The organism is Pseudomonas sp. GV071 (assembly GCF_003050835.1).
Lineage (GTDB): Bacteria > Pseudomonadota > Gammaproteobacteria > Pseudomonadales > Pseudomonadaceae > Aquipseudomonas.
The window spans coordinates 63,378-89,214 of the sequence record NZ_QAOJ01000018.1 but is presented as its reverse complement, the minus strand read 5'-3'; the positions used below and the strand labels follow the sequence as shown (position 1 = coordinate 89,214).

General features: G+C 63.4%; 24 protein-coding genes. 16 read left to right on the top strand and 8 right to left on the bottom strand.

All coding sequences use genetic code 11. The features are described 5' to 3' along the window. Window positions 1–89: 89 nt before the first annotated feature. Both C8K61_RS25475 and C8K61_RS25470 read left to right on the top strand, forming a co-directional pair. The gene (locus tag C8K61_RS25475; protein WP_108099636.1) at window positions 90–1,478 is read left to right on the top strand and encodes an ATPase domain-containing protein; all 1,389 of its coding nucleotides are present in this window, start codon (window positions 90–92) and stop codon (window positions 1,476–1,478) included. An 80-nt stretch (window positions 1,479–1,558) separates the two neighbouring features. Continuing rightward, window positions 1,559–1,924 carry a response regulator gene (locus C8K61_RS25470; RefSeq protein WP_108099634.1) on the top strand — a complete coding sequence of 122 codons (366 nt, stop codon included), beginning with the start codon at window positions 1,559–1,561 and terminating at the stop codon, window positions 1,922–1,924. 23 nt (window positions 1,925–1,947) lie between these two features. On the opposite strand, the gene C8K61_RS25465 is transcribed toward C8K61_RS25470, so the two are convergent. After that, on the bottom strand, window positions 1,948–2,259 hold the full coding sequence (locus tag C8K61_RS25465) for a DNA-binding transcriptional regulator (RefSeq protein ID WP_108099632.1): 312 nt from the start codon (window positions 2,257–2,259) through the stop codon (window positions 1,948–1,950). Between the two features lie 180 nt (window positions 2,260–2,439). Beyond that, window positions 2,440–3,300, bottom strand: coding sequence for a LysR substrate-binding domain-containing protein (locus tag C8K61_RS25460; protein ID WP_108099630.1), 861 nt, complete (start codon window positions 3,298–3,300; stop codon window positions 2,440–2,442). A 101-nt stretch (window positions 3,301–3,401) separates the two neighbouring features. Between C8K61_RS25460 and C8K61_RS25455 the strand changes: the two genes are divergently transcribed. The 7 genes from C8K61_RS25455 (at window position 3,402) to C8K61_RS25425 (ending at window position 13,126) form a co-directional block, all read left to right on the top strand. Beyond that, entirely contained in the window at window positions 3,402–4,505 is a 1,104-nt protein-coding gene (locus C8K61_RS25455) for a 2-aminoethylphosphonate--pyruvate transaminase (RefSeq protein WP_108099680.1), read from the top strand. 26 nt (window positions 4,506–4,531) lie between these two features. Further along, window positions 4,532–5,359 carry a phosphonoacetaldehyde hydrolase gene (phnX, locus tag C8K61_RS25450; protein WP_108099628.1) on the top strand — a complete coding sequence of 276 codons (828 nt, stop codon included), beginning with the start codon at window positions 4,532–4,534 and terminating at the stop codon, window positions 5,357–5,359. A gap of 207 nt (window positions 5,360–5,566) precedes the next feature. Further along, a complete protein-coding gene (locus C8K61_RS25445; protein WP_108099626.1) occupies window positions 5,567–6,919 on the top strand; it encodes an SWIM zinc finger domain-containing protein in 1,353 nt (450 codons plus the stop codon). Continuing rightward, entirely contained in the window at window positions 6,919–8,532 is a 1,614-nt protein-coding gene (locus tag C8K61_RS25440) for a DUF5691 domain-containing protein (RefSeq protein WP_108099624.1), read from the top strand. Before C8K61_RS25445 ends, C8K61_RS25440 begins: the two co-directional genes overlap by 1 nt. Window positions 8,533–8,545: 13 nt before the next feature. Next, on the top strand, window positions 8,546–9,631 hold the full coding sequence (locus C8K61_RS25435) for an AAA family ATPase (protein WP_108099622.1): 1,086 nt from the start codon (window positions 8,546–8,548) through the stop codon (window positions 9,629–9,631). Between the two features lie 7 nt (window positions 9,632–9,638). Continuing rightward, window positions 9,639–11,927, top strand: a complete 2,289-nt coding sequence (locus C8K61_RS25430; protein ID WP_108099620.1) for a DUF5682 family protein — start codon at window positions 9,639–9,641, stop codon at window positions 11,925–11,927. Further along, complete coding sequence (locus tag C8K61_RS25425) at window positions 11,924–13,126, top strand: VWA domain-containing protein (RefSeq protein ID WP_108099618.1); 1,203 nt, start codon at window positions 11,924–11,926, stop codon at window positions 13,124–13,126. Before C8K61_RS25430 ends, C8K61_RS25425 begins: the two co-directional genes overlap by 4 nt. A gap of 21 nt (window positions 13,127–13,147) precedes the next feature. On the opposite strand, the gene C8K61_RS25420 is transcribed toward C8K61_RS25425, so the two are convergent. After that, a complete protein-coding gene (locus C8K61_RS25420) occupies window positions 13,148–14,029 on the bottom strand; it encodes a LysR substrate-binding domain-containing protein (protein ID WP_108099616.1) in 882 nt (293 codons plus the stop codon). A gap of 111 nt (window positions 14,030–14,140) precedes the next feature. Between C8K61_RS25420 and phnD the strand changes: the two genes are divergently transcribed. The 5 genes from phnD to phnX (C8K61_RS25395) all read left to right on the top strand — a co-directional run bounded on the left by phnD (window position 14,141) and on the right by phnX (C8K61_RS25395) (window position 18,650). Continuing rightward, window positions 14,141–15,010: a phosphonate ABC transporter substrate-binding protein gene (phnD, locus tag C8K61_RS25415; protein ID WP_108099614.1), complete on the top strand. Its 870-nt coding sequence runs from the start codon at window positions 14,141–14,143 to the stop codon at window positions 15,008–15,010. Continuing rightward, window positions 15,007–15,792, top strand: coding sequence for a phosphonate ABC transporter ATP-binding protein (gene phnC / locus C8K61_RS25410; RefSeq protein WP_108099612.1), 786 nt, complete (start codon window positions 15,007–15,009; stop codon window positions 15,790–15,792). The genes phnD and phnC overlap by 4 nt, the downstream gene beginning before the upstream one ends. A 13-nt stretch (window positions 15,793–15,805) precedes the next feature. Then, entirely contained in the window at window positions 15,806–16,624 is an 819-nt protein-coding gene (phnE, locus tag C8K61_RS25405; protein ID WP_108099610.1) for a phosphonate ABC transporter, permease protein PhnE, read from the top strand. Window positions 16,625–16,690: 66 nt separating this feature from the next. Further along, window positions 16,691–17,788 carry an iron-containing alcohol dehydrogenase PsrA gene (gene psrA / locus C8K61_RS25400; RefSeq protein WP_108099608.1) on the top strand — a complete coding sequence of 366 codons (1,098 nt, stop codon included), beginning with the start codon at window positions 16,691–16,693 and terminating at the stop codon, window positions 17,786–17,788. Window positions 17,789–17,822: 34 nt separating this feature from the next. Further along, complete coding sequence (phnX, locus tag C8K61_RS25395) at window positions 17,823–18,650, top strand: phosphonoacetaldehyde hydrolase (protein WP_108099606.1); 828 nt, start codon at window positions 17,823–17,825, stop codon at window positions 18,648–18,650. An 88-nt stretch (window positions 18,651–18,738) separates the two neighbouring features. Here phnX (C8K61_RS25395) and C8K61_RS25390 read toward each other — a convergent pair whose 3' ends face one another. Continuing rightward, the gene (locus C8K61_RS25390; protein ID WP_108099604.1) at window positions 18,739–19,335 is read right to left on the bottom strand and encodes an NADPH-dependent FMN reductase; all 597 of its coding nucleotides are present in this window, start codon (window positions 19,333–19,335) and stop codon (window positions 18,739–18,741) included. Next, the gene (locus C8K61_RS25385; RefSeq protein WP_108099474.1) at window positions 19,332–20,186 is read right to left on the bottom strand and encodes a sterol desaturase family protein; all 855 of its coding nucleotides are present in this window, start codon (window positions 20,184–20,186) and stop codon (window positions 19,332–19,334) included. The genes C8K61_RS25390 and C8K61_RS25385 overlap by 4 nt, the downstream gene beginning before the upstream one ends. Before the next feature lie 68 nt (window positions 20,187–20,254). Between C8K61_RS25385 and C8K61_RS25380 the strand changes: the two genes are divergently transcribed. Beyond that, window positions 20,255–21,214 carry an AraC family transcriptional regulator ligand-binding domain-containing protein gene (locus C8K61_RS25380; protein WP_108099678.1) on the top strand — a complete coding sequence of 320 codons (960 nt, stop codon included), beginning with the start codon at window positions 20,255–20,257 and terminating at the stop codon, window positions 21,212–21,214. 146 nt (window positions 21,215–21,360) lie between these two features. Here the strand turns inward: C8K61_RS25380 and C8K61_RS25375 are convergent, their stop codons facing one another. Continuing rightward, window positions 21,361–22,701, bottom strand: coding sequence for an aminotransferase class V-fold PLP-dependent enzyme (locus C8K61_RS25375; protein WP_108099472.1), 1,341 nt, complete (start codon window positions 22,699–22,701; stop codon window positions 21,361–21,363). 220 nt (window positions 22,702–22,921) lie between these two features. Between C8K61_RS25375 and C8K61_RS25370 the strand changes: the two genes are divergently transcribed. Beyond that, window positions 22,922–23,917, top strand: a complete 996-nt coding sequence (locus C8K61_RS25370; RefSeq protein WP_108099470.1) for an alpha/beta fold hydrolase — start codon at window positions 22,922–22,924, stop codon at window positions 23,915–23,917. A 138-nt stretch (window positions 23,918–24,055) separates the two neighbouring features. Here C8K61_RS25370 and C8K61_RS25365 read toward each other — a convergent pair whose 3' ends face one another. Together C8K61_RS25365 and C8K61_RS25360 are read right to left on the bottom strand one after the other, a co-directional pair. Next, window positions 24,056–24,622, bottom strand: coding sequence for a phosphonate degradation HD-domain oxygenase (locus C8K61_RS25365; RefSeq protein WP_108099676.1), 567 nt, complete (start codon window positions 24,620–24,622; stop codon window positions 24,056–24,058). Next, the gene (locus tag C8K61_RS25360) at window positions 24,619–25,770 is read right to left on the bottom strand and encodes a TIGR03364 family FAD-dependent oxidoreductase (protein ID WP_108099468.1); all 1,152 of its coding nucleotides are present in this window, start codon (window positions 25,768–25,770) and stop codon (window positions 24,619–24,621) included. The genes C8K61_RS25365 and C8K61_RS25360 overlap by 4 nt, the downstream gene beginning before the upstream one ends. Between the last annotated feature and the right edge of the window lie 67 nt (window positions 25,771–25,837).

The following is a 25,837-nucleotide window of genomic DNA, read 5'->3' as shown; positions in this document are numbered from 1 at the left end:
CGTTAAGCAATGGGTAGAAACAGAGGCCTGGACCGGCAACAATGTCGTCCTAAACGGGTTCGCCGTTGTGATCAGCAGAGGATTTTGGTTTGCATCAGTTAGAACGCCTCAACACTGGAATCGCTGGCCTGGATACGCTACTGAAGGGCGGCCTGGTTTCAGGTGCGTCTTACATCATTCAGGGGCGTCCTGGCTCTGGGAAAACCATTCTGGCGAACCAGATCGGCTTCAATCACGTCCACAGCGGCGGGCGCGTGCTGTTCGCCACCCTGTTGGCGGAGCCCCATGATCGGCTGTTCAGCTTTCTGTCGACGTTGAGCTTTTTCGACAAAACCCAAATCGGCGAAAACATCCAGTTTGTCAGTGCGTTCGACACCCTTGAAAACGAAGGGCTCGACGATGTGGTCAAGCTGTTGCGTCGAGAAATCAGCCGGCAGAAAGCCACCATCATGATTCTTGATGGCCTGTTGAATGCGCGTTCGAAAGCCGAACTGCCTATCGACACGAAAAAATTCATCTCGGAACTTCAGGGCCACGCCGCGTTTGCCGGCTGCACGGTGCTGTTTCTTACCAGCTCGCAGCTGGACGACGGCAGTCCGGAGCACACCATGGTGGATGGGGTGATCGAGATTGGTGAAGAGTCTGTTGGCCCGCGAACCGTACGACGCATAAAGCTGAGAAAAACCCGTGGTAGCGGCGCCTTGTCGGGCGTGCACGAGTTTGAAATCAACGACGGCGGGATTGCCGTGTACCCACGTATGGAAAGTTTCTTCGCCCGGCCATCACAGCCAGACAGTGATCGGCTGACTCGGTTGAGCAGCGGTATCGAATCGCTCGACAGTTACGTTGGCGGCGGGTTGACAGCTTCCTCTGTGACACTGGTCGCCGGCCCGTCGGGTGCCGGGAAAACCTCCATTGGCATGCAGTTTATGGCGCAGTGCAGCGCCACCGAGCCGGGGCTGTACGTTGGTTTCTATGAGTCGCCGCAACGGCTGCGCCTGAAAGCGGCGTCTCTGGGGCACGATTTCACTGCCCTGGAGGCCAGCGGCGCCTTGCATATCGCCTGGAACCCGACGACGGCGGGGCTCATCGATCGGTTGGGTTACGAACTGCTGGAGCGGGTGGAGAAGCATCAGATCAAGCGCGTATTCATCGATAGCCTGGGTGGCATGGCCCGGGTCGCCGCCGACAAAACCCGCGTTCTGGATTTTTTCTCCGCGCTGATGGGTGAGCTTCGCGCCCGAGGCGTAACCGTGTTGGTGACCTGGGAGATCCAAAGCTTGCTGGGCAGCCAGGTCGACGCGCCGGCCCCTGACCTGTCCAGCATTGTCGATAACCTGTTGCTCGTCCGCTTTGAGCAAAAAGGATCTGAACTTCAACGTCAGCTATCCATTCTGAAAATCAGAGATAGCGCGTTTGACCCCTCATTATTGGAAGTTGTCATGGGTGGCCCCGGAATATCAGTGAAGAAGGTCTGAGGTATGCGCTGGGCGAAAAAAACCAACAGCGGGACAACGGCGTCCTGGCTGGCACACGTGCTCCCCTTGGCAGGCGCGCTATGAGCACCGTGCTGATTCTTGACGACGAGTATTTGGTCGCGGATATCTTGAGCTTCGCCCTTGAAGACGAAGGCATCCTCACGGTCACCACCGGGCGGGGGCAAAAAGCCTTGGAGATTCTTGATCGGGAAAGGCCCGATCTGATCGTCACCGATTTCATGATGCCCGGCATGACCGGGCTTGAATTCGCCGAAGCAGTACGCACCCGTGAAGCGCACCGCGACACCCCGATCATACTCATGAGCGGCGCCCATGCTTACCTCGGCACCAATCGCCCAGATCTGTTTATCGACGTGCTGGAAAAGCCGTTCGAGATTGCCGTATTCATCAGCAAGGTGAAGGCTGTTTTAAAGCTGGAGGGCTAAAGCAGCGGCTCGTTGTTGAAAAGCTACTGCGTCAATACATCCCGAAAAACATCGGGTCTGGAAGCGGCGATATGAAGCAACGAGCGCGCGGCTCCTGACGGTGTTCTGCGCCCCTGTTCCCACTCCTGCAATGTGCGGATCGAAACGCCCAACAGTTCGGCAAACTTCGCTTGGGAAAGACCTGTCTTATTGCGCGCCTCTGCGGCTTCGGTTAACTCGATCGTGCGAGTGGCGCCACGTCGGCCGGCTTTGACATCGCGAATGGACTGGAGAAGTTCCTCGCCAATGTTTCGTTTGGCGTCCCGCTCCATCAGTTTTTTTTCAGTGAGGGCCATGGTTCAGCTCCTTGGCGATTTTGCGCAGTAGGCTCGCGGGGATGTCGCACAGCCGAGGTTACTCACTCCACTCCAAGCCTCTATCGTTGCGTTCCTTTTCGCCGTCGCGCGTTTTCAGTCAAACCGTAACGTCATTTCCCTCGCCGCCGGGACTCAGCAGTATTCCCGTACCGCTGCGCCTCAATCCCCATCCCCCGCCATCCCCATAAACGCTGCAATCAACCGCGACTCTGTCCTGCGTTCCAGACACCCCAGCATATGCCGGTTGGTCAACCCATCGCCTACCAGCGGCACCGCCACCACCCGTGGGTCGTGGCTCAGCTCCACCGACGAGACAATGCCAATCCCCAGGTCCGCCGCCACCGCTTCGGTCACGGCCTCGCGGCTATCCAGTTCGAGCAACACCCGCGGCTGCACGCCGGCCTGTTCGCACGCCTGGTTGAACGTGCGGCGGGTGATGGAGCTGGGTTCGCGCAGCACCATGATCTGTTGATCGAGTTGCTTGAGGTCGATGCGTTTGCCGGCCAGGGGGTGGCCGGTGGGCACCAGGGCGCAGATTTGCGAGGGGGGCATTTCCTGCAGGTGCAGGCCTTTGCGCGGTTCGACTTCGGTCATCACCGCGACGTCGGCGTGTTCGGAGAGCAGGGCCGCGAGGGTTTCCTGGGCGTTGCCCAGGCGCAGGTTGACCACCACGCCGGGGTATTTGGCCCGTAGGCGGGCAATCATCGGCATGACCCGGTGTGGGCCGTCGGCGGCCACTTCCAGGCGGCCGGTGAGCAGTTGGCGGTTGGCTTCCAGGAGCACCTGGGCTTCTTCCACCAGGCCGAACATGGCGCGCGTGATGGCGGCCAGGCGGGTGCCTTCTTCGGTGAGTTCGACGCGCCTGGCGGTACGCCGCAGCAGGGTGATCTGGTAGTGCTCTTCGAGCATTTTCACGTGCCCGGTAACCGCCGGCTGGCTGATGAACAGGCGCGCAGCGGCGCGGGTAAAGCTGCCTTCGCGGGCTACGGCGTCGAAGGCGCGGAGCTGGAACAGATTCATATCGGCAGTACTTATAGCTGGGATCAGAACAAGCAATTTGAATGATGGCTGGCGTGATTGCAACCTGTGCTCGCTCCTCCAGCCACCGCCGCGAGAATGTTATGAACCCGACTGCGCCGATCCTGTTGACCCCAGGCCCGCTTACCACCTCCGCCCGTACCCGTCAGGCCATGCTGATGGACTGGGGCTCCTGGGACCGCGATTTCAATCAGATGACCGCCAGCGTGCGGGAACAGTTGCTGGCCATCCTCCATGGTCAGGACAGCCACTACTGCGTGCCGTTGCAGGGCAGCGGCACCTTTGCGGTGGAGGCGGCCATCGGCACCCTGGTGCCGCGCAACGGCAAAGTGCTGGTGCTGGTCAACGGCGCTTACGGCCAACGCCTGGCGAAAATCTGCAGTGTGCTGGGCCGCGCGTTCAGCACCTTTGAAACGGCGGAAGACCAGCCCACCACCGGCGCTGATGTCGACCGTTTGCTGCGTGCCGACAGCGCGATCACCCACGTGGCGCTGATCCATTGCGAAACCAGCACCGGCATTCTCAACCCGCTGCAGGACATCGCGCAGGTGGTGGCCCAGCACGGCAAGCGTCTGATCATTGATGCCATGAGCTCGTTTGGCGCCTTGCCGATTGATGCCCGCGAGGTGCCGTTCGATGCGCTGATCGCCGCTTCCGGTAAATGCCTGGAAGGCGTGCCCGGCATGGGCTTTGTGTTTGCTAGCAAGCAGGCGCTGGACCAGGCCGAAGGTAACAGCCCGTCGCTGGCGATGGATCTGTACGACCAGCATGTGTACATGGCCAAGACCGGCCAGTGGCGTTTCACCCCACCGACCCACGTGGTCGCCGCCCTGCACGAAGCGCTCCAGCAATACGCCGAGGAGGGCGGTTTGGCCGCCCGCCAGCAGCGCTACCAGAACAACTGCCAGACCCTGCTCGAGGGCATGCAGCAACTGGGCTTGCACAGCTTTATTGCGGCAGATATCCAGGCGCCGATCATCGTCACCTTCCATGCCCCCGACAGCCCGCACTACGACTTCAAGACCTTCTACGAGCGGGTCAAGGCCAAGGGTTTCATCCTCTACCCAGGCAAGTTGACCCAGGTCGAAACCTTCCGCGTTGGCTGCATCGGCTGTGTCGACGGCCAGGGCATGCAAGGCGCTGTCGACGCCATTGGCCAAGCGCTGCGCGAGATGAATGCGCTGTAATTTCCCCCTTATTCGGAAGCCTTGTTATGAACTACAACACCCCCAGTAAAACCCAGGCCGTGATCCTCGACTGGGCCGGCACCGTCGTCGATTTCGGCTCGTTTGCGCCGACCCAGATTTTTGTCGAAGCCTTTGCCGAGTTCGACGTACAGGTTTCGATTGAAGAGGCGCGCGGGCCGATGGGCATGGGCAAGTGGGACCACATCCGCACCCTGTGCGACATCCCGGCGATCAGCGAGCGCTACAAAAAAGCCTTTGGCCGGGTGCCCAGCGACGATGACGTGACGGCCATCTACGAGCGCTTTATGCCGCTGCAGATCGAGAAGATCGCGCTGCACTCGGCACTGATTCCCGGCGCCCTGGCGACCATTACCGGCTTGCGTCAGCAGGGGCTGAAAATCGGTTCCTGCTCGGGTTATCCGGCAGTGGTGATGGCCAAGGTGGTGGAGTTGGCCAAGCACAATGGCTATGAGGCTGACCATGTGGTGGCCACCGATGAAGTGCCCAACGGCCGGCCGTATCCGGCGCAGGCACTGGCCAACGTGATTGCCCTGGGCATCAAGGACGTCGCCAGTTGCGTGAAGGTCGATGACACCGTGCCGGGCATTCTCGAAGGCCGCAGCGCCGGGATGTGGACGGTGGCGTTGGTGTGTTCGGGCAATGCCCTGGGGCTGACGTATGAGCAGTATCAGGCGCTCGATCCTGAAACGCTGGCGGCGGAGCGGGTGCGGATTCAGGCGTTGTTTGCCGGGTCGAAGCCGCATTACCTGATCGACACGATTAATGAGTTGCCGCAGGTGATTGCGGATATTGATCGCCGGTTGGCGGCGGGGGAGATGCCGCAGGCGTTCTGAGTTAGTCGCGGGTTAAGTGCAGGGCCGGCATCAACCCGGCTAGCCAAGGCCCACCGGCCAGTGGCAGTATCGCCAGCATTCGAAGACAGGATGTCGTCATGCGTGGTTTACGTTATCGGGTTGCCTTATCCCTGGTTGCTGCGCTGTCTGGCTGCCCACGTGTGGCATGCTTCGCCTCCTTACTGGACGGACTCAAGTAAGCACTTTATGCAGTTTTCCCGCGAACTCATTCTTCAGCAGGCCCCGGACGAGGCGTCAGCCAAAGCCGCCAAAGGCCTGCTCGATGTCAGTAAATGGCAGAACCTCGGCGCCACTGAGCACGCCCTGTGGGGCGAATGCAAAGGCAGTGGCAGCAAGCCGTATCAGGTGCAAATCGATCTGGCCGCCGTGGCCTTCAAGTGCAGTTGCCCCAGCCGTAAATTTCCCTGCAAGCATGGCCTTGCCTTGGCGTTGATTCGCGCCGAGCAGAGCGCCGCCATCACCGCCAGCGATTTGCCCGCCTGGGTGAGCGAGTGGTTGGAAGGCCGTCAGCAACGCGCCGAAAAACAGGAACAGAAAAAAAACGCCGTCAGCGAACGCAAGGTTGCCGACGCGGATGAGCCCGCGGTGTCCGCCAAGCGCTTGCAGCGCATGGGCGCCGGCCTGGATGAATTGGAACGCTGGCTGCAGGACCAGGTGGCCCAAGGCTTGGCCGCGCTGGCCGGCGATGAGAGCAGCCTGCGCACCCTTGCCGCGCGCATGGTGGATGCACAACTGCCCGGTGTGGCGTCGCGTTTACGCGAGCTGAGCCGGGTGCCAGGCAGTGGAGTAGTGGCCGGCGTGGACTGGTCGGCACGCTTGCTTGGCGCCTTTGGCCGGTTGCAGCTGATGATTGATGGGTATCGGCAACTCGCCAGCCTGCCGTTGCCCGAGCAGATGGACCTGACCCAGGCCCTAGGTTTACCACAGAGCAAAGAGGACGTGGCCAGCCAGGGTGATGGGGTGACGGATCAGTGGCGGGTGCTGGGCCAGTTCGTTGATGAGGACGAGCGTCTGTGGCTGCGCCGCGTTTGGCTGCAAGGCCACGTCAGTGGGCGCGTTGCACTCTTGCAGGATTTCGCCCATGGCGCCCGTCGTTTCGATCAGGCTTTTCTGGTCGACTCGGTGATTGTCGCGGAGTTGGCGTTTTATCCGGGGGCGTTTCCCCTGCGGGCCATGTTGCTCGGCGCCCCAACGTTGACGGAACCGATGGCGCTGCCGCCGGCACCTGCCAGTGCCGCGTTCGAGACCATCGCCCAGGCCGTGGCCGCCAATCCGTGGGCAACGCCACAGCCGTTGTGCATTGAGGATGGGGTGCCCGAGTGCGACAGCAGCGGGCAATGGCAGCTGCGTATTCCTGGCGAGGGTCGGGTGCCGCTGCGGCTGGCTGACCGTGAGGGTTGGACGCTGTGCGCGTTGGCCGGTGGTCACCGGCTGCGGGTGTTCGGTGAGTGGCATCAGGGCGTCGAGGGCAGCTACCTGCGCCCGCTAACGGCATGGCAAGACCAGGCGCTGGCCTGGTCGGCACGGGAGGCGGTCTGATGAGCATGCTCGACTCGCTGGCGATTAATGCGTTGCTCGGTACGCGCAAGCAGGCATTTATGGCGTTGCCGATTGAAGGGGCGGTGGGCGCTCTGGTCGATGCCATTGCCTCCACGTCTGCGCCGGATGAGGCACGCTTGCTGCGCGTTGCGGCCGTGCTGGATATCTGTCAGCAGGCGGGCTGGGTGCCGCCGCCGGCCGCTGAGGCTGCGCCACCGGCAGCGGCGCCCGACACCCAAGCGCTGCCGCCGGCCGCGTTGATTCCTGTGTTGGAACAGGTGTTCACCGAAGGTTTTGAACGGTTGGGCCACCTGAGCCTGCTGAAGCTGGCAGGCAAAAACTGGCGGGTGCCGCCGCACCTGCTGGTCGACCTGCTGGAAAAAGCGCGCCGCGATGCGCCGCTGCGCAGCTTGCTGGGGCCGGTATTGGGCGAACGGGGGCGCTGGCTGGCGGCGCAAAACAGCCTTTGGCAAGTGCAGGCCATCGAGCGCTCGCAACTGATCGATAACGACGTTTGGTCCTTCGGCAGCCTGGATGAGCGGGTGGTGTACCTGAGCGCGCTGCGTCAGCGCGACCCCGGTACGGCGCGTTCGCGCTTGAACGCGGCGTTGAAGGAACTGGATGCCCGCGAGCGTGCCGCGCTCACCCGCACCTTTATTGACGGCTTGAGTGCAGACGATGAGCCGCTGCTGGAGGCCCTGTGCGAGGACCGCAGCAAGGAAGTCAGGCGTGCCGCCGTCGACCTGCTGGCCCGCCTTCCCGGTTCGGCGTATGGCCAACGGATGGGCGAACGGCTGGCGCAGTGCGTAAGCATTGCTCAGGCCGCGGGCGAAGCGGGCGGCTTGAAGGGTTTGTTCAAACGCCTGGCAAACGTTGTTGCACCTGAGCAACAGGTACACATCGAGCCGCCGCAAACGTTTTTCGCCGCCGGTAAAGACGACCAGCTGGAAGACGCCGTACCGGGCGGGGAAGGGCTCGGGCAGCGGGCCTGGTGGCTGTTTCAGGTGGTGAGTGCGGCACCGTTGCAGTGGTGGAGCGAACACACCGGGCTTGCACCCGAGGCGCTGGTGCAAGTGGCCAGTCGCAGCGACTGGGACGATGCCCTGCTGCGCGGTTGGTACCAGGCCACGGTGCGCGAAGGCAACGTGCCGTGGGCCACGGCGCTGCTCGAACGCCTGGAGGCCAGTGGTAATCGCCTGGCCCGCACCGTGAACCGCCAGCCGCTTTTTACCCTGTTGCCGCTCGCGGAGCAGGAGCGTTACTGGCTGGAGATCGCCGCCCATGCCAGCGAGCACAGCGGCCTGGGCATTACCGAGTTACTAGCGCTGGTCAACACCTCGACGCCGCTGGACGGGCAGCCCAGCGCGGCGTTTTGCCGTCGTTTACTGCCTTACCTGCGGGCCTGGCTGGTTAACCCGCGCGCGGCCTACGACGTCAGCCTGGGCGAGGCCATGCGCTCCTTCGCAGTAGTGCTGCCGCTGGAACTCTTTTCTGAAGCCCGCGAAGGCTGGCCCGACAGCGAAGCCCTGAACAACCGCCACCCTCGCGAAGCACTCGCCGCGTGGCGGCAGACCCTGACCCTGCGTGAAACCCTGCAGCCTCTATTCGATTAAAACGGACGTAATCATGGAAAACAGCCCGGTACTGCGCCAACACGCCGAAGAGCAATTCGCCGAAGAGCTCGATGAGCTGCAAAAGCAGGATAAACGCCAGCGCCCCGGCAATTGGGTGATGTCGCCCTGGGCGGTGGTGACGTATCTGCTTGGTGGCACGCTGGAGAATGGCTTTGCCGTCAGCGCCAAATACATTGGCAGTCGGCGTCTGATCGAAACCGCCGTGGCCACCCTGGCCACCGACCGTGCCTTGCTGCTTTACGGTGTGCCGGGCACGGCCAAGTCGTGGGTATCCGAGCACTTGGCGGCGGCCATCAGTGGTGACTCCACGTTGATCGTGCAAGGCACCGCCGGCACCAGCGAGGAGCAGATGCGCTACGGCTGGAATTACGCCCAACTGCTGTCCAAAGGACCGTCGCGCGAAGCGTTGGTGGACAGCCCGCTGATTCGCGCCATGGAGCGCGGCAAGATTGCCCGCATCGAAGAATTGACACGCATCCCCGCCGACGTCCAAGACACCCTCATCACCTTGCTGTCGGAAAAGAGCCTGCCAATTCCCGAGCTGGCTAGCGAGGTGCAGGCCGTGCGCGGCTTCAACGTGATTGCCACGGCCAACAACCGCGACAAGGGCGTCAACGAGCTGTCTTCGGCGCTGAAGCGGCGCTTCAACACCGTGATTCTGCCGGTGCCTTCCAGCGAGGCGGAGGAGGTGTCCATCGTCAACAAGCGGGTGGCGGAAATGGGCCGTGCCCTTGAGCTGCCTGCCGAGCCACCGGCGCTGGCCGAAGTGCGGCGGGTGGTGCAGATCTTCCGCGAGCTGCGCAATGGCCTGACCGAAGACGGCAAGACCAAACTCAAGTCGCCCAGCGGCACCTTGTCGACCGCCGAGGCCATTTCGGTGATCAACAGCGGCATGGCCCTGGCCGCACACTTCGGTGATGGCGTGATGCACGCCAACGACGTGGCCGCCAGCTTGACCGGCGCCGTGATCAAAGACCCGGTGCAAGACGCCGTGGTATGGCGCGAGTACCTGGAAACCGTGGTCAAGGAACGCAGCGACTGGAAAGACCTGTACCGCGCCTTCCGCGAGGTGGAGTAAGCGCGCCATGGCCGATGCGATCCATCTGTTCGGCATTCGCCACCACGGCCCCGGTTGTGCGCGCAGCCTGTTGCGCGCCCTGGAGACTTTGCAGCCTGACTGCCTGTTGATCGAGGGGCCGCCGGAAGCCGACAGCCTGCTGCCGTTTGTGCTGCACGAGGATATGCAGCCACCGGTGGCGCTGCTGGTGCATGCGGAAGGTGATCCACGGCAAGCGGCGTTTTCCCCGTTCGCCGAGTTCTCTCCCGAGTGGCAGGCCTTGCGTTACGGCATGGCGCAGGGCATCGAAACGCGTTTTATCGATCTGCCCGTCAGCCACCAGTTTGCGCTGGAAAAAGCCTGGGAAAGCGAGGCGCAAGAACCCGCCGCCAGCGCCCCGGAGGAAGCGCCCTTAGAGCCCGTGACCGATGAGCCGCGCCTGAGCCATGACCCCTTAGGCTGGCTGGGGCAGGCCGCCGGTTATGCCGATGGCGAGGCCTGGTGGAACCACATGGTGGAGGAGCGCTGCGAGGGTGAACAATTGTTTGCCGCCATCGCCGAAGCCATGCACGCCCTGCGCGAGCAAGCGCCCCTCGGTGAGCGTTCGCCGCGCTATCAACAGCGCGAAGCCCTGCGTGAAGCCCATATGCGCAAGTGCTTGCGCCAGGCCCTCAAAGATGGCCATCAGCGTATCGCCGTGGTTTGTGGTGCCTGGCATGTGCCGGCGCTGGCCAGTCTGCCGGCAGCCAAAGGCGACAACGACCTGCTCAAGGGCCTGGGCAAAACCAAAGTGGCCGCCACGTGGGCGCCCTGGACCTACCGCAACCTGAGCAGCGCCAGTGGCTATGGCGCCGGTATCGATGCCCCCGCCTGGTACGCGCACCTCTGGCAACAGCCGGCTCAGCAGCGCGCCGTTACCTGGTTGGCCCGCGCGGCGCGGCTTTTTCGCGACGAGGGGTTGGATTGTTCGTCTGCCCATATCATCGAAGCGGCGCGCCTGGCCGACAGCCTGGCCGCCTTGCGGCAACGGCCGGCGGCGGGCCTTGATGAACTGTGCGAAGCATTGCAAACCACGGTGTGCATGGGTGACGTAGCGCCGATGCGGCTGATCAGCCAACATCTGATCGTTGGTGATCGACTCGGTAGCGTGCCCGCGGACGTACCGGCCGTGCCGCTGCAGAGAGACCTGGAGCAGCAGCAGAAGTCGCTGCGGCTTAAACCTCAAGCCGCGCAGAAAACCGTCGACCTCGACCTGCGCGAAGCCAATGACCTGGCGCGTAGCCACCTGCTGCATCGCCTGAACCTGCTGGGTATCAAGTGGGGCGAGCAGGCCCGTGGCGCGGTGTCGGCCAAGGGCACCTTTCATGAGTTGTGGTCGTTGGAATGGAAGCCCGAATTGGCGGTGGCGCTGATCGAGGCAAGCCAATGGGGAAGCACCGTTGAAGAAGCCGCCAGCGCCTATGCGGTAGACCGGGCGCGCCAGGCCGACTCGCTGCCGCAGCTTGCGCAGTTGGTGGACGACGTACTGCTGGCCAACCTGCCGGCGGCCGTAGAACCGGTGACAAAAGCGCTGGACGCGCTAGCGGCCGTGGCCAGTGATGTGGCGCAGTTGCTCGATGCCTTGCCGCCGCTGGTGCGCGTGGCGCGTTATGGCAACGTGCGCCGTACCGACACCGGTATGGTGCGCCTGGTACTTGATGGCCTGGTTACCCGCGCCGCTATCGGCTTGGGAGCCGCCTGCGCCGCCCTCGATGAAGAGGCCGCCACCGCTATGCGTGAGCGTATTGGCAACGCCAACGCTGCCATCCGCTTGCTCGACGACCCCTTGCGTAGTCAGGACTGGCACCAGGCGCTCAAGCGTCTTGCCGCGTTTGGTGCCAGCCACGGTTTGCTGTGCGGCCTGGCCGCGCGGCTGTTGTTTGACGCGGGCGTCGAAGCCGCCGACAGCAGCGCCGAGCATATGAACCAGGCGCTGTCGCGCAGCGTAGAGCCGGTGATGGCCGCCGCCTGGCTGGAAGGGTTTCTTGACCAGAGTGCGCTGATTCTGATGCACGACCCACGGCTGTGGACGATGGTCGACAGTTGGTTGGCTGAACTGAGTGATGACCACTTCGACCGTACCGTGGCCTTGCTGCGCCGCACCTTCAGCACCTTTTCCGCTGCCGAACGCCGCGAGCTTGGCGAACGTGCCCGCCGTCCCGCAGCCGCGACCGTTGCCGCACCGGCAGCCACGCCGTGGGATCCGCAACGCGCCGCACAACCGGTGGCGCTGTTGCGTCGGCTGTTGGGTTTGCCTACCGATGGAGTGTCTCCATGAGTGATGCCAACGACCTGCCTGTGGACGAGGCCGAGCGTACCCGCCTGCGGCGCTGGCGCCTGGCACTCGGCGAGGCGGCTGCCGAGCCATTGGCCGACTGCAGCCTGGACCGCGCGCAACTGGATATCGACGCCGCCCTGACCGCCTTGTACGACCCCGACGGGCCGGGTGGCCTACGCCGCGGCGGCAGTGGCAAGTCATCACCGAAAGTGGCGCGCTGGTTAGGTGATATCCGCAAATACTTCCCCAGCCAGGTGGTGCAGGTGATGCAGCGCGACGCCCTGGAGCGTCTGAACCTCAAGAGCATGCTGCTGCAACCGGAAATGCTCGAATCCGTGCAGCCCGATGTGCACCTGGTGGCGTCGCTGATCTCGCTGTCCGGGGTGATTCCTGCCGAAACCAAAGACACCGCGCGTCACGTAGTGCGCAAGGTCGTCGATGAGTTGAAAAAGCGCCTGGAAGAACCGATGCGCAGCGCCGTGACCGGGGCGCTCAATCGCGCGGTGCGCAACAACCGCCCGCGGCATGCGGAAATCGATTGGAACCGCACCATTCGCGCCAACCTGCGCCACTGGCAGGAGGAATACCGCAGCATCATTCCGCAAAGGCTGATCGGCTACGGCCGCAAAGCCCAGCGCAGCCAGCGCGACATTATTCTGTGCATCGACCAGAGCGGCTCGATGGCCGCCTCGGTGGTGTATTCAAGCATCTTCGGCGCAGTGATGGCCTCGCTGCCTGCGGTGAAAACGCACCTGGTGGTGTTCGACACGGCGGTGGTGGACATGACCGAGCAACTGGACGACCCGGTCGACCTGTTGTTTGGCGTGCAGCTGGGCGGCGGCACCGATATCAACCGTGCGGTTGGTTACTGTCAGGGGCTGATTCGCGAGCCGGGCAACACCATCATGGTATTGATCTCCGACCTCTACGAAGGTGGGGTGGAAAAAAACCTGCTGCAGCGCGCCGCAGAACTGGTGGAGTCGGGTGTGCAGGTCATCACCTTGCTGGCCCTTAGCGATGAGGGAAGACCGTCCTACGATGCACAACTGGCGGCCAAACTGGCAGCCTTGGGCGTGCCGTCATTCGCCTGCAGCCCAGACCAGTTTCCTGGCCTGATGGCTGCCGCTATCCGCAAGGAAGACATCACCCTATGGGCCGCCCGACAGGGCATCGTCACCGAGCGGGCCAGGGAACGCTAAGCGTTGAGTCACCCGGCAGCGTTATGGCGCAGACGCCAGCCGGGTTGAGCCTTGTGCTATATCAAAAAACGAAGAAATCAACCGACTACTACGTCGCTCCGCCAGGCAGTACAAATACGTTTCCGTATGCACCGGCTCGCCCTCGATCCGAATCGCCCTAAGCCTCGGGTCGGCGATAAATTCGGCTTCGGAGACGGCGCCAATCCCTATCCCGCGCACCACCGCTTCACGCAGCGCTTCGCGGCTACCAATCTCCATGGCTTTGCGCGGGGTTACCCCGGCATCGGCCAGGGCGCGCTCCAGGGCGAGGCGGGTGGTGGAGCCGGTTTCCCGTTGCAGTAGCGGCTGATTTTCCAGCTCTGCCAGGCGCACGCTTTCGCGGTTGGCGAAGGGGTGGTCGGCGTTGGTAAACAGAATGATGGCATGGCGGGCGTAGTGCACGGCGCACAGGCCGGGGTCGTCGTGGCGGCCGGCAAGCACGGCGATGTCGGTGGCGTATTGTTCCAGGTCGGCCAGCACCTGCGCGGAGTTGCCGACCCGAATGGACACATCGATCCGCGGGTAGCGCTGGCGGTAGTGGTCGACCATCTCGATCACATGAAACGGCCCCACCGCGCCGAGTTTCAACTGGCCACTGTCGAGGCGCCCGGAGTCGTGCAGCAGGTTGTTGGCTTCCAGTTCCAGCAGGGCCATGCGTTGGGCAATCGGCAGCAGTTGCTGGCCCACATCGGAAAGCTCGATGCGCCGGCCTTTACGGTGGAACAGCTCCACGTTGTATTGGCGCTCCAGCTGTTGCACCTGGGTGGTCAGCGTTGGCTGGCTCAGGCCCAGGGCGCGAGCGCCGGCGCTGAAACTGCCGTGCCGGGCCACGGCGAGGAAGGCGCGAATGCGGGCGGTCGACATCCATAGGTCCTATCAATAGTTACTCGATAAAACCCATATTGAATTGATCGTATGACTGTCACGTGACGTTTCTAAATTGTGCGTACTCCAACCACAACTGCTGGAAATGCCATGACCTCCATTGCCTCGCTGTTCCGTATTGCCGGTTTCGCGTTGTTGCCGTTGCTCTGCATTGGTAACGCCCAAGCGGCGGATAAATTGCGCATCGGGCTGATCCCGTCCGAAGACTCCCAAGCCATGATCGAGAGCAGCAAGCTGGTGCTCGACGGCCTGGAAAAACAATTGGGCATGCCGGTCGAGCCATTCGTGGCCACCGACTACAACGGCATCATCGAAGCCCTGCGCGCCGGCAAGCTGGACGTTGCCTACCTCGGCCCATTCTCCTACGTGCTGGCCGCCTCGGTCGCCGACGTGGAAGCCTTCGCCGTAGCCGTCACGCAAAAGACCCACCAGAGCGCTTACAAGAGCCTGATCCTGGCGCGCAAAGACAGCGGCATCAAAGACCTCGCCGACCTCAAGGGCCACACCTTCGCCTTCGTTGACCCAAGCTCGGCCTCCGGTCACCTGTTCCCCAAAGCCGGTCTGGAAAAAGCCGGTTATGACCCGCAGGCCCTGTTCTCCCGGGTGATTTTCTCCGGTTCCCACGACGCCAGCATCCTCGCGGTGGCCAACGGCAAGGTCGACGCTGCAGCAGTAGCCGACCGCATTCTGGCTGGCGCCGTCGCCAAGGGCATCGTCAAGCAGGACGACTTCCAGGTGGTCTGGACCTCGCAGCCGATCCCCGAGTCGCCGATGGTCTGGCGCAAGGCGCTGGACCCTGAGCTGAAGAAGAAAATCGCCGCCGCGCTGGCCGGCATGAAAGACGTGCCATGGGGCGACCAAGGCCAGCTCGACGGCTTCCAGAAGACCGACGACGCCGCCTACAACGTGGTGCGTGAGACCGCCAAGGTGCTGAACCTCGACCTCAAAGGCATGAAATGATCAGCGTCCGTCAACTGACCAAGCAGTACGGCAGCAATGCCGTGCTGCGCGGCATCGACCTGGATATCGCGGCGGGTGAATTTGTGGTGATTCTCGGCCAGTCCGGCGCCGGTAAATCCACTTTGCTGCGTTGTATGAATCGCCTGGTGCAGGCCGATGCCGGCACGTTGACGGTCGCCGGCATGGACGCCATCGCCTGCCGCGACACCCGCGCCCTGCGCCAACAAGTGGCGATGATTTTCCAGCACCACAACGTGGTGCCACGCCTGTCGGTGTTGAAGAACGTGCTGACCGGCCGACTCGGCGCGGTCAGTACCCTGGCTTCGGTGCTGCAGCTGTTTCGCCGTGAAGACATCGACCTGGCCATGCAGTGTCTGCAGCGGGTCGAGTTGGCGCACAAGGCCCAGCAACGCACCGACTCATTGTCTGGCGGGCAGATGCAGCGCGTGGGTATCGCCCGCGCTCTGGCCCAAAGGCCAAAGGTGATTCTGGCTGACGAACCGGTGGCCAGCCTCGATCCGAAAACCTCGCGCCTGGTGCTCCAGTACCTGCGCGATGCCACCCGCGAACTGGGCATCACCGTGGTGTGCAACCTGCACCAGGTCGACTACGCCCGCGAATTTGGCGACCGCATTGTCGGCCTGGCCCATGGCCGCATGGTGTACGACGGCGGCCCCGACGGCCTGACCGATGACGTGCTGCACCGTATTTATCCCGGCCAAGACCCCGAGGCAGAAACCGAGCCGGCAACGGCGGGCTTGCAGGTGCGTTATGCCAACTAACAGGAGTGACGCCATGCAGGCGCGTAAATACCTCTGGACCGTCGACACCCCGCAAAGCGCCCGCGGCTGGTTGGGCACTGCGGCGTTGGTACTGGTGGTGGTGATGGTGCTGCACTGGAGCGCCCAGGGCGCGCAGTTGAGCATCGGCGAACTGGCTGCTGGCCTGCCGCAGATCGGCGATTTCCTCAGCCGCACCATGCCGCCGGATCTGAGCATTCTGCCGCGCCTGTGGGGCCCGGCGCTGGAGACCTTGCAGATCGCGTTGTGGGGCACCTTGCTGGGGGTGATCCTGGCGGTGCCGCTGTCGTTTCTGGCGGCACGCAACCTCAGCCGCAACCCGGTGCTGTACCACGGTACCCGGCAGTTTCTGAACATTACCCGCAGCATCAACGAGCTGATTCTGGCGCTGATTTTTGTCTCTGCGGTGGGCTTGGGGCCGTTCCCTGGCGTGCTGGCCTTGGCCATTCATGGCTTGGGCATGCTCGGCAAATTCTTCGCCGAAAGCATCGAAGAAATCGACCAGGGCCCGATCGAGGCGCTGCAAGCCACCGGTGCACGGCCGTTGCAGGTGATTGTGTTTGGCGTATTGCCGCAAGTGATCACGGCCTGGATTGCCGTGGTGCTGTACCGCTTCGAAGTGAACCTGCGTTCGGCCACGGTGCTGGGCATGGTCGGTGCCGGTGGTTTGGGCTTTGAGCTGGTGAGCAGCCTGAAGCTGTTCAAGTACACCGAAACCGCCACCTGCATCATCGTCATCACCTTCATGGTGGTCGCCGCGGACACGATTTCCAGCCGCTTGCGCAATGCCATCCAAAGCGGCAACAGCCACTAGTTTTTTCACCCGTTTGCCCGGCGCAGGCCGGGCAGGGCGGTGCTCGCCCCTGCGTCAGGAGTTGCCATGATTTCCCGCTTTTTTAACCCGGTCGACACCCGCTTTGGTTGGGGCAGCCTTGACCAGCTGGCCAGTCTCACCGAACACCAACGTGTCGCCCTGGTGACCTTTCCCGAAGCCCGCGCCCTGGGCTTGGTCGACCGTATTCAGGCCTTGCTCGGCGAGCGCTTGGTGCATGTGATTGAAGACGTGCAGCCCAACCCCGATGTGGCCCACCTGCGCCGCACCTATGAGCAGTTCTGGCAGCAGGCAGGCGAGTGTGACACGGTGATTGCGGTTGGCGGTGGCAGCGCCATCGACACCGCCAAGGCGTTGATCGTCGGCACCGAGCGCGGCAGTTTTGATGAGCTGCTGGCCTTGCTCGCCAGCGGCAAAGCCTTTCTGCCGGCGCGCTGCAAACGCCTGATCGCCGCGCCGACCACCGCCGGCACCGGCAGCGAAGTCACGCCCTGGGCGACCATCTGGGACACCGAGCAGCAGAAGAAATACTCCCTGCACCTGGACTGCACCTGGCCCAGCGTGGCGCTGATCGACCCCGAATTGATGGTCACCGTGCCGATGGGCGTCACCGTGTCCACCGGCCTGGACGCGCTGTCCCACGCCCTGGAGGCGATCTGGAACCATAACGCCAACCCGATCTCCGACACCTTTGCGGTGTCGGCCATCGAAGACATTCTCGAGTGCCTGCCCAAACTGCAGCACAACCTCGATAGCCGCGAACTGCGCTCGCGCATGGCCTTGGCCGCGCTGAAGGCCGGCATGGCGTTTTCCAACACCAAGACCGCCCTGGCCCATTCGATTTCCTACGAAATGACCCTGCGCCACGGCCTGCCCCACGGCATTGCCTGCTCCTTCACCTTGCCGCTGGTGCTAGGCCTGGCCTGGGGCCAGGACGCCGAGCGTGACCGCATCTTGCAGCGGGTGTTTGGCAGCGACCTCAACCAGGCCCAGGCGTGGCTGCGCACCTTCCTGCACAGCCTTTCGGTAAAAACCGAATTCGCCGACTACGGGGTCAGTGCCGAGCAAGCGCAAACCCTGCTGAATGACGCGATCAAAGGCGCCCGCGGGCAGAACTTTATCGGCTCCGCCAGCGCGTTGCGCTAATCCCTCTTCGATTCACTGCCACAGGAGTTTTGCCATGCACTACCAAGCCCCGCGTCAACTGAAAGCCGCGATCCTCGACTGGGCCGGCACCGTGGTCGACTTCGGCTCGTTCGCGCCGACGCAGATCTTCGTCGAAGCCTTCGCCGAGTTCGGCGTCCAGGTGTCGTTGGAAGAAGCGCGTGGCCCCATGGGCATGGGTAAGTGGGACCACATCCGCACCCTGTGCGACCAACCGGCGATTGCCGAGCGCTTCGTCCGCGCCCTGGGCAAACGCCCCAGCGATGACGACGTCACCGCCATCTATAACCGCTTTATGCCGCTGCAGATCGAAAAGATCGCCGTGCATTCGGCGCTGATTCCCGGTGCTTTGCAGGCCATCGCTGCCGTGCGTGCACAGGGTCTGAAAATCGGTTCCTGCTCCGGTTACCCGGCGGTGGTGATGGCCAAGGTGGTGGAGTTGGCCAAGCACAATGGCTATGTCGCCGACCACGTGGTGGCCACCGATGAAGTTCCCAACGGCCGGCCGTATCCGGCGCAAAGCCTGGCCAACGTGATTGCCCTAGGTATCGACGATGTCGCCGCCTGCGTGAAAGTGGACGACACCTGGCCAGGGATTCTCGAAGGGCGCAGTGCAGGGATGTGGACCGTGGCGCTGACTTGCTCCGGTAACGCGCTGGGGCTGACCTACGAGCAGTACCAGGCGCTGTCGCCCGCGCAGCTGACTGCTGAGCGCCAGCGGATTGGTGAACTGTTTGCCCCCAGCCGCCCGCATTACCTGATCGACACCATTGCCGAATTGCCGGGGGTGGTGGCAGACATCAACCGCCGGTTGGCAGCGGGGGAGATGCCGCAGGCCAGCTAAGCCGTTTGCCGGTCCGGCCAATCACTGCTAAAGCCCCTCCCATAACTAACCCGCGATCCCTGTGGAAGGGGCTTTAGCCGCGATGCTCTTACATGCCGTTGGCAAACTCGGCATTGTCCATGGCAATCAACCCCCGCAGCGGCAACATCGCCTGGGCGTAATGGCCGAGCATTTCCAACGTCCAGTCCGCCCGCTGACGAATACGCAAGTCATCGCTGTTTTGCGATTCGCTGCTGTTCATCACCGTCTCCACGTACCGCACAATCAAATGCTCGGGCAGGTAGCACACGCGGTTGTTCTTGTAGCTGGACGCGCGCAGTTCGCTCAGCGGGTAGGCGCCGCCCTGGCCGGAAGAAATGCCCACCAGCAGCGCGGGCTTGTGCCCCAGCTCTTTGTAGCCGGCGAACATAAACAGGTTCTTCACCGCCGGCGCCGCCATGCCGTGCCATTCCGGGGCCAGTACCACCACGCCGTCGGCTTCGCGCAGCACTTGCGCGTGGTCGGCCCACACGCCGTTGAGGTCGTCCGCCGGCCACAGCGGCAGCGGCGCGCGGCCGAGGTCGATCAGCCGCGGCGCGCTACAGATGTCCAGCGCTTGCAGGCGCTGGCCGAGAAACGCAGCAACCTTGGCAGACTGGCTGTTGGCGCGGCTGGAGCCAGCGATCAGGACGATGTTCAGGCTCATTGGGCTAACTCTTTTTCAGGTGTGGCTTGAGGGGTCGCTTGGGTTTTGCGGATCACCGGCCAGAACAGTTCTTCCTGCCAGCTCACCGGGTTGAGGTCTTCGATGCCGAAGCTTTGCGGGCGGCGACGGGTGATCTTGGCGGTGCCGAAAATCACGTCCCAGAGAAACAGCAGGTTGCCGAAGTTGCCCTTGTAGTGGGTCACGCCGTCGGTGGCATTCAGGCCGTGGTGGGCGGAGTGGGTGGAGGGCGTCGAGATGGTCCGCTCCAACACCCACATCAGCGGGCGCAGCGCCTTGATCTGGTACAGCTTGGCGTCCCAGAGCACGCTGCTGTGGGCGCCGAAAATCACCAGCATCTTGACGATCAGGTAGGGGTAGTAGATCGGCGCCAGGCCCATGTAAATGAGGATGCCGGCAAACCACAGACCCGGCATCAGCAGGTAGTAGAAACTGTTGTTGCGGTACACGATGCGGATGCTCATGTACGGCGCCGAGTGGTGCGCGCGGTGCAAGGCATAGAGGAACGGCACCTTGTGGGTCAGGCGGTGCCACCAGTATTGGGTCATGTCATCGAATAGCAGGAACAGGCCCAGGCCGGCCCACCAGGGCAGGCTCACCAGGCTGTCTTTGAGCTGCGGCGCGGCGTGGTCGAGCAGGGCGTTGGTGAGGAACATCACCAACGGGAAGGTCACGCCCAGCAACAGGCTGGAACCGATGATTTCGATCATCACGTCGCGGCGGCTGCCGCTCGGTTGGCGAAAACAGGCGCAGGCCAGCTCCAGCAGAATGAATCCGAGGAAGATGCTGGCGACGACTACGATAGGGCTATTGGCGATCATTGTTATATCCATGGCAATCTTTCGTCAGGCCCGGTGAGGCCGATGCCCGACTATGAGAAACCATGACTGCCACCAACGACATGCGCGAAGCGGACAGAAACCTGGGAGAACTGGCCAATCCAAAGGTGCCGCGCTTTCATCGCGGGCCGCTAGGCCATGTGCTGCAGCGCTACCTTAGCCACCACGCCCGCCAGGGCCGCGCCGACTACAACGCCCTGGCCCTGGAACAACTGTGGGACCAGGCCGCCGAGCACGACCCGGCCATCGGCCTGCACCTGTTCGCCACCTTCACCCCGCAGGACTGGCACGTGATCGCCCTGGTCGGCCAGTACTGCGACAACGTGCACGAGGCGATGGTCAACTGGGCGCGTTATGCCGGCCTGGCCTCGGACATGGATGCGGTGAGCATCATCGAAGATGCCCACGGCATCGGCGTTGAGCTGAACATCGACGCGCCGATCAACCTGGTGCGTTACCTCACCGAGCATTATTTCGTCATGGCGCTGACCGTATGCGGCCAGGGTTCCGGGCAGACGGTGCAACCGGCCCGCGTGCAGTTGGCGTATCCCAAACCCAGCTACGCCAGCCAATACGCCGAGCGCTTTGGCAGCAACATCAGCTTCGATTGCGCGCACACCCGCCTGTACCTGGACGCCGCCACCCTGCAATTGCCGATGCGCAACCGTCACGCCGGCATGCTTGCCGTGCTGACCCAGGAACTGGACCGCTGCATCGCTCGCCAACAGCGCCTGGCCGGCTGGTCGGCCAAAGTCGCGCAGAGCATTCGCCACAGCTTCGCCCGTGGCCAGGCACCGACCCTGGACAGCCAGGCCGAACTGCTGCACCAGAGCCCGCGCACCTTGCGCCGGCGCCTGGATGATGAAGGCATGAGCTTTCGCCAATTGCTCGACCTGGTACGTGCCGATATCGAGCAATACCTGGAATTGCAAGGCGAAAGCCGCGCCGACATCGCCGGGCAGTTGGGCTACAGCGACCTGACCGCGTATTTGCATGCGCGCAAGCGCTGGCGGACGGAGTAGGGCGTAGCGGCTAACCCTCTCCCCCGGCCCCTCTCCCGCACGCGGGAGAGGGGAGCAAAACCGCGTTCGGTCGAAACTATTTACTCGATTGACCCCCTCGCCCCAGCGGGGAGAGGGTTGGGGAGAGGGGGCGAAGGCGCCTCGGCCTACCCGCGTAGCTCACTCATCAACCCCAACAACGCCTCGATATCTTCATTCTGCGTGCGCCACGACGACACGCTGATGCGCATCGCCGGCCGGCCCTGCCAGACGGTGCCGCCAAACCAGGCTTCACCGGTCGCCTGCAACGCCTCACGCACGGCCACGGTTTGCGCGGCGCTGGCGGCACGGAACAGCACCTGGTTCAGCACCACGCGGTTGAGCACCTCGTAACCTGCTTCGCGCAACCCTTCGGCCACCCGCTGCGCTTGCCGGCAGTGGCGTTCCACTTGTTGTGCCACGCCCTGTTTGCCCAGGCTGCGCAACGCTGCCCACACCGGAATGCCACGGGCCCGGCGGGAGAATTCCAGGGTCAGGTTTTTCTGCGCATCGGCGCTGGCGCTGGAATAGGCGGCGTCGCTGTTCATGGTTGCGGCCAGGGCATCGGCATCCCGGCAGATGGCCATGGCACAGTCATAGGGCGTGTTCAGCCATTTGTGCGCATCGGTGGTCCAGCTGTCGGCCAGCTCGATGCCAGTGGTCAGCGGTGCCAGCGCCGAGGCGCGCGCCCACAGGCCGAAGGCGCCATCCACATGCACCCAGGCGCCGGAGGCGCGGGCCTTGGGGATCAGCTGGGCAAAGGGGTCGAACTCGCCGGTGTTCACCTCGCCGGCTTGCAGGCAGAGGATGCTGTGGTCATCCAGTACCGGCAGCTTTTCCACGTCCACCTGGCCCAAGGCGTTGACCGGTGCATAGATGATTTTCGCCGTGCCAAAACCCAGCACCCGCAGGGCTTTTTTCACCGTGATATGCACCAGCTCCGAGACCACCACCTTGATCTCCGGCGCGCCAATCAGCCCATCGCGATCAAAGTCCCAGCCCTGGCGAGCCAGCAATGCCCGGCGCGCCGCCGCCAGGCAACTGAGGGTGCAGGCGGTGGCGCTGGTGCCAAAACCCACCGCGCTTTGGCGCGGCAGATCCAGCGCCTCCAGCACCCAGCGTGCGGCAGTCGCTTCCACGGTGGCGGCGACGGGTGAGTTGTCGAAGCTCGACGCGCACTGGTCCCAGGCCAGCATCAAACGCTCGGCCGCCGCCGCAGCGGGCAGCGACGCGCCAATAACAAAACCGAAATAGCGCGGGCCGTTGGACACCACGGTGGCCGCTGAGCCGCGTTCATCCAGCAGCTGCAACGTCTGTTCAGCCGCCATGCCTTGCTCCGGCAGCGGCTCATCAAAAGCCGCCAGCCCGGCCAGCGCCCCTGCATCGGGAAACACCCGGCGTGTCGCCACGCCAGCGGTGTAGGTGAGGGCGCGCGCGTCAGCGGCGGCGAGCAGATCGAGTTCGTTCATACAGCCTCCAGATCGGTGATGGCGAAAGTATTCACCGCTATCACCTCGCTATTGCCGTACAGCCGTCGACAACAACAGCGCAGCAGCTTCGTCGGAAAACTCACTGTGTGCAGTACAGTTGTGCGCAGGGAATTCACATTCTGTTGCCATTGCCGAGCTGGAAGTATTGGGCTAGAGCCTTCATGCACGGCTAGGCTGTGGGTTTTGCGGAGGATTCCCCATGCTCAAAAACGCCTGTCTCGCCCTGGTCTGCGCCGTGCCGCTACTGGCGGTGGCCGCGCCTGAATACGGCCAGGAACTGCAAGGTTTCGACTATCCCTATCCGCTGCAGCACTTCAGCTTCGATTCGCAAAACCAGGCCCTGCAAATGGGCTACATGGACGTCGCGCCCACCGGCACTGCCAATGGCCGCACTGCGGTGCTGATGCACGGCAAGAACTTCTGCGGGGCCACCTGGGAAGCCAGCATCAAGGCCTTGAGCGCCGCCGGCTACCGGGTGGTGGTACCTGATCAGATCGGTTTCTGCACCTCGACCAAACCCGAGAACTACCAGTACAGCTTCCATCAGCTGGCGGCTAATACCCATGCCTTGCTGAGCAAGCTCGGTATCAGCAAAGCCAGCATCATCGGCCACTCCACCGGTGGCATGTTGGCCACCCGTTTTGCGTTGCTGTACCCGCAACAGACCGAGAAGCTGGTGATGGTCAACCCCATCGGCCTGGAGGATTGGAAAGCGCTCGGGGTGCCGTGGCGCAGTGTTGATCAGTGGTACCAGCGTGAGCTTAAGGTGAGCGCCGAGGGCATCAAGAAATACGAGTTGAACACCTACTACGTCGGGCGCTGGAAGCCCGAGTACGACCGCTGGGTGGAGATGCTTGCCGGCCTCAGCAACGGCCCCGGCAAACAGCGGGTGGCGTGGAACTCGGCGCTGATCTACGACATGATTTTCACCCAGCCGGTGTACTACGAATTTCCCCAGCTCAAGGTACCGACCGTGCTGATGATCGGCGATGCCGACACCACCGCGATTGGCAGCGACATCGCCCCGCCGGAGCTGAAAGCCAAGCTTGGCCATTACAGCGTGCTGGGCAAGCAGGTGGCGGGGATGATTCCCGGCGCCACACTCATCGAATTCCCGGGGCAGGGGCATGCGCCGCAGATGGAGGACCCCGTGGGGTTTAACCAGAAGTTGGTGGAGGCGTTGAAGGGGAGTTGAAGAGCGGTTTGCAACACGATGAGTGATGGCACGCTGATGGGTGCCTGTCGCCAGATTCTGGATTCCCGCCTGCGCGGGAATGACGGAGTTGGCACTGAAACCTGCGTCGTCCAAGCGCAGGCTGGGACCCGGAATCGCTCAGGAAACGGCGGTCAACAGCCGAGCTGCCGTGGATTGCCACTTCGCTAAATCCGGTAGCGGCTTACCCACCACCTTCGCCGCCTCATCCCAACGCCGCAAACGCAGCGCGTCGGCAAACAACGGTTCACGCTCAAACGCGACCGCCTGCTCCAGGCTCATCGGTCCGCCTTGCCACACTAACGTCTGCCGGCTGGCCGGGCTGAGGGCTTCGAAGTAGCCCGGTTCGCGGGCGCAAAGGTAACGTTTGGCGTCCACATGGCTGGCCACCAAGTCACATAACCGCTGGGGGAAGCCCAGGCTGCGCAGCCAGTGCGCACCGACCTGTTCATGGCCCTGGCGGCCTTTCTCAGCCATGCGGTTGTGGTCCTGCAGCGTTTGGCAGAAGTGGCCGACGTCGTGCAGAAAGGCGGCGAGTACCAGCTCGTCATCAGCGCCTTCGCGCTCAGCCAGTTCGGCGGCTTGCGCCATATGTTCGAGTTGGCTGATGGCTTCGCCAATATAGTCCGCCTCGGCCTGTTGCTGGCACAGGGCGAACAGCTGGCTGACGGCTTGCTCTGCACTCATGCCGTTGGCCATGGACCCTCTCCCAGCAAGGCGGCGACGGTGCGTTCACCCAGGCCCAGGCCGACGCTCATCCCTAGCCCGGTGTGCATCAGTACGGCCGTTACGCCATCGGCGGCGCGGGTGACGCTGAACGGGCCGGGGCCACGCGCGCCATACACGCCTTGCCAGCGCTCGACCACTTCCACCGGCATGCCCAGGGTGTGCTCGGCCAACTCCAGCATCAAATGATCAGTGTGTTCGGCGTTGAACGGCGAGGCGTCGCTGCCGTAGTCGTGGGAGTCGCCGATGATCAGCTCGCCGTAGGGCGTGGGGCTGATCAGCAGGTGAATGCCGAGGGCTTCCAGCTGCGGCTGCTCGCGTCGCACTTGCGCGCGAATGGCCTCGGCTTCCGGCAGGTCGGCGAAGGCGCCGTAATGGGTGCAGCTGAGGCCAGTGAGCAACGAGTGCTGCAAGGCCAATGGCTGGGTCGGACGGGCCCGCAGCATCTGCAAACGGCATACCTGCGGTTGCAGGCGGGCCATCTGCTCGGCGAGCAGGGTTTGATAGTCGTGCCCGGAGCACACCAGGATATGCCGCGCGCTAAAACGGCCGGCGCTGGTCTGGGCGCTGCCCGGCGCAACGTCGCGCACCAGGGTGGAGAAGTGGAACTCCACGCCATGCTTGCGGGCGAGAAACTCAACGATCTGCGGCAGCGCTTCGCGCGAGTACAGCTGCTGGTCGTCAAGGCCATGCAAGGCCGCGCGGTGGTGGCTGAAACGGCCGTCGTACAGCGCATTCAACGCCTCGCCCCGCAGCAGTTCAGTGCGGTAGCCGAGCTCTTCGCCACGGCCGTTGACGAAGGCTTCCAGCAGCGCTTCTTCGGCCTCGGTGCGGGCAAACAGCAGCGAACCTTGCTGGCGCAGATGCAGCCCGGCGCTCTGCCCGAGCTCGGCCCACAAACCCCGCGCTTGGCGTGCGAGGTTGAGCATGGCGCCCGGCGCCTGGCCGCCGACCAGGGCCTGGCCAAAGTTGCGGATCGAGGCGCCCAGCGGCGTGTGGGTGCGTTCGAATACTTTGACCTTTAGGCCGCGTTTGGCCCCGGCCCAGGCATGGGCCAGGCCGAGAATACCGGCGCCGACAATCAGCAGGTCGCAGTCGTGTTCAGACATAAAAAACTCCAGAACCGGGTGAAGAGAAAAAAGGCCCGACCCCCATCACGAGGGTCGGGTGGTAACG

Coding starts and splice junctions, on each gene's coding strand:
- C8K61_RS25470 (WP_108099634.1), top strand. CDS start 1,559: ATGAGCACCGTGCTGATTCTTGACGACGAGTATTTGGTCGCGGATATC.
- C8K61_RS25465 (WP_108099632.1), bottom strand. CDS start 2,259: ATGGCCCTCACTGAAAAAAAACTGATGGAGCGGGACGCCAAACGAAAC.
- C8K61_RS25460 (WP_108099630.1), bottom strand. CDS start 3,300: ATGAATCTGTTCCAGCTCCGCGCCTTCGACGCCGTAGCCCGCGAAGGC.
- C8K61_RS25455 (WP_108099680.1), top strand. CDS start 3,402: ATGAACCCGACTGCGCCGATCCTGTTGACCCCAGGCCCGCTTACCACC.
- phnX (WP_108099628.1), top strand. CDS start 4,532: ATGAACTACAACACCCCCAGTAAAACCCAGGCCGTGATCCTCGACTGG.
- C8K61_RS25445 (WP_108099626.1), top strand. CDS start 5,567: ATGCAGTTTTCCCGCGAACTCATTCTTCAGCAGGCCCCGGACGAGGCG.
- C8K61_RS25440 (WP_108099624.1), top strand. CDS start 6,919: ATGAGCATGCTCGACTCGCTGGCGATTAATGCGTTGCTCGGTACGCGC.
- C8K61_RS25435 (WP_108099622.1), top strand. CDS start 8,546: ATGGAAAACAGCCCGGTACTGCGCCAACACGCCGAAGAGCAATTCGCC.
- C8K61_RS25430 (WP_108099620.1), top strand. CDS start 9,639: ATGGCCGATGCGATCCATCTGTTCGGCATTCGCCACCACGGCCCCGGT.
- C8K61_RS25425 (WP_108099618.1), top strand. CDS start 11,924: ATGAGTGATGCCAACGACCTGCCTGTGGACGAGGCCGAGCGTACCCGC.
- C8K61_RS25420 (WP_108099616.1), bottom strand. CDS start 14,029: ATGTCGACCGCCCGCATTCGCGCCTTCCTCGCCGTGGCCCGGCACGGC.
- phnD (WP_108099614.1), top strand. CDS start 14,141: ATGACCTCCATTGCCTCGCTGTTCCGTATTGCCGGTTTCGCGTTGTTG.
- phnC (WP_108099612.1), top strand. CDS start 15,007: ATGATCAGCGTCCGTCAACTGACCAAGCAGTACGGCAGCAATGCCGTG.
- phnE (WP_108099610.1), top strand. CDS start 15,806: ATGCAGGCGCGTAAATACCTCTGGACCGTCGACACCCCGCAAAGCGCC.
- psrA (WP_108099608.1), top strand. CDS start 16,691: ATGATTTCCCGCTTTTTTAACCCGGTCGACACCCGCTTTGGTTGGGGC.
- phnX (WP_108099606.1), top strand. CDS start 17,823: ATGCACTACCAAGCCCCGCGTCAACTGAAAGCCGCGATCCTCGACTGG.
- C8K61_RS25390 (WP_108099604.1), bottom strand. CDS start 19,335: ATGAGCCTGAACATCGTCCTGATCGCTGGCTCCAGCCGCGCCAACAGC.
- C8K61_RS25385 (WP_108099474.1), bottom strand. CDS start 20,186: ATGGATATAACAATGATCGCCAATAGCCCTATCGTAGTCGTCGCCAGC.
- C8K61_RS25380 (WP_108099678.1), top strand. CDS start 20,255: ATGCGCGAAGCGGACAGAAACCTGGGAGAACTGGCCAATCCAAAGGTG.
- C8K61_RS25375 (WP_108099472.1), bottom strand. CDS start 22,701: ATGAACGAACTCGATCTGCTCGCCGCCGCTGACGCGCGCGCCCTCACC.
- C8K61_RS25370 (WP_108099470.1), top strand. CDS start 22,922: ATGCTCAAAAACGCCTGTCTCGCCCTGGTCTGCGCCGTGCCGCTACTG.
- C8K61_RS25365 (WP_108099676.1), bottom strand. CDS start 24,622: ATGAGTGCAGAGCAAGCCGTCAGCCAGCTGTTCGCCCTGTGCCAGCAA.
- C8K61_RS25360 (WP_108099468.1), bottom strand. CDS start 25,770: ATGTCTGAACACGACTGCGACCTGCTGATTGTCGGCGCCGGTATTCTC.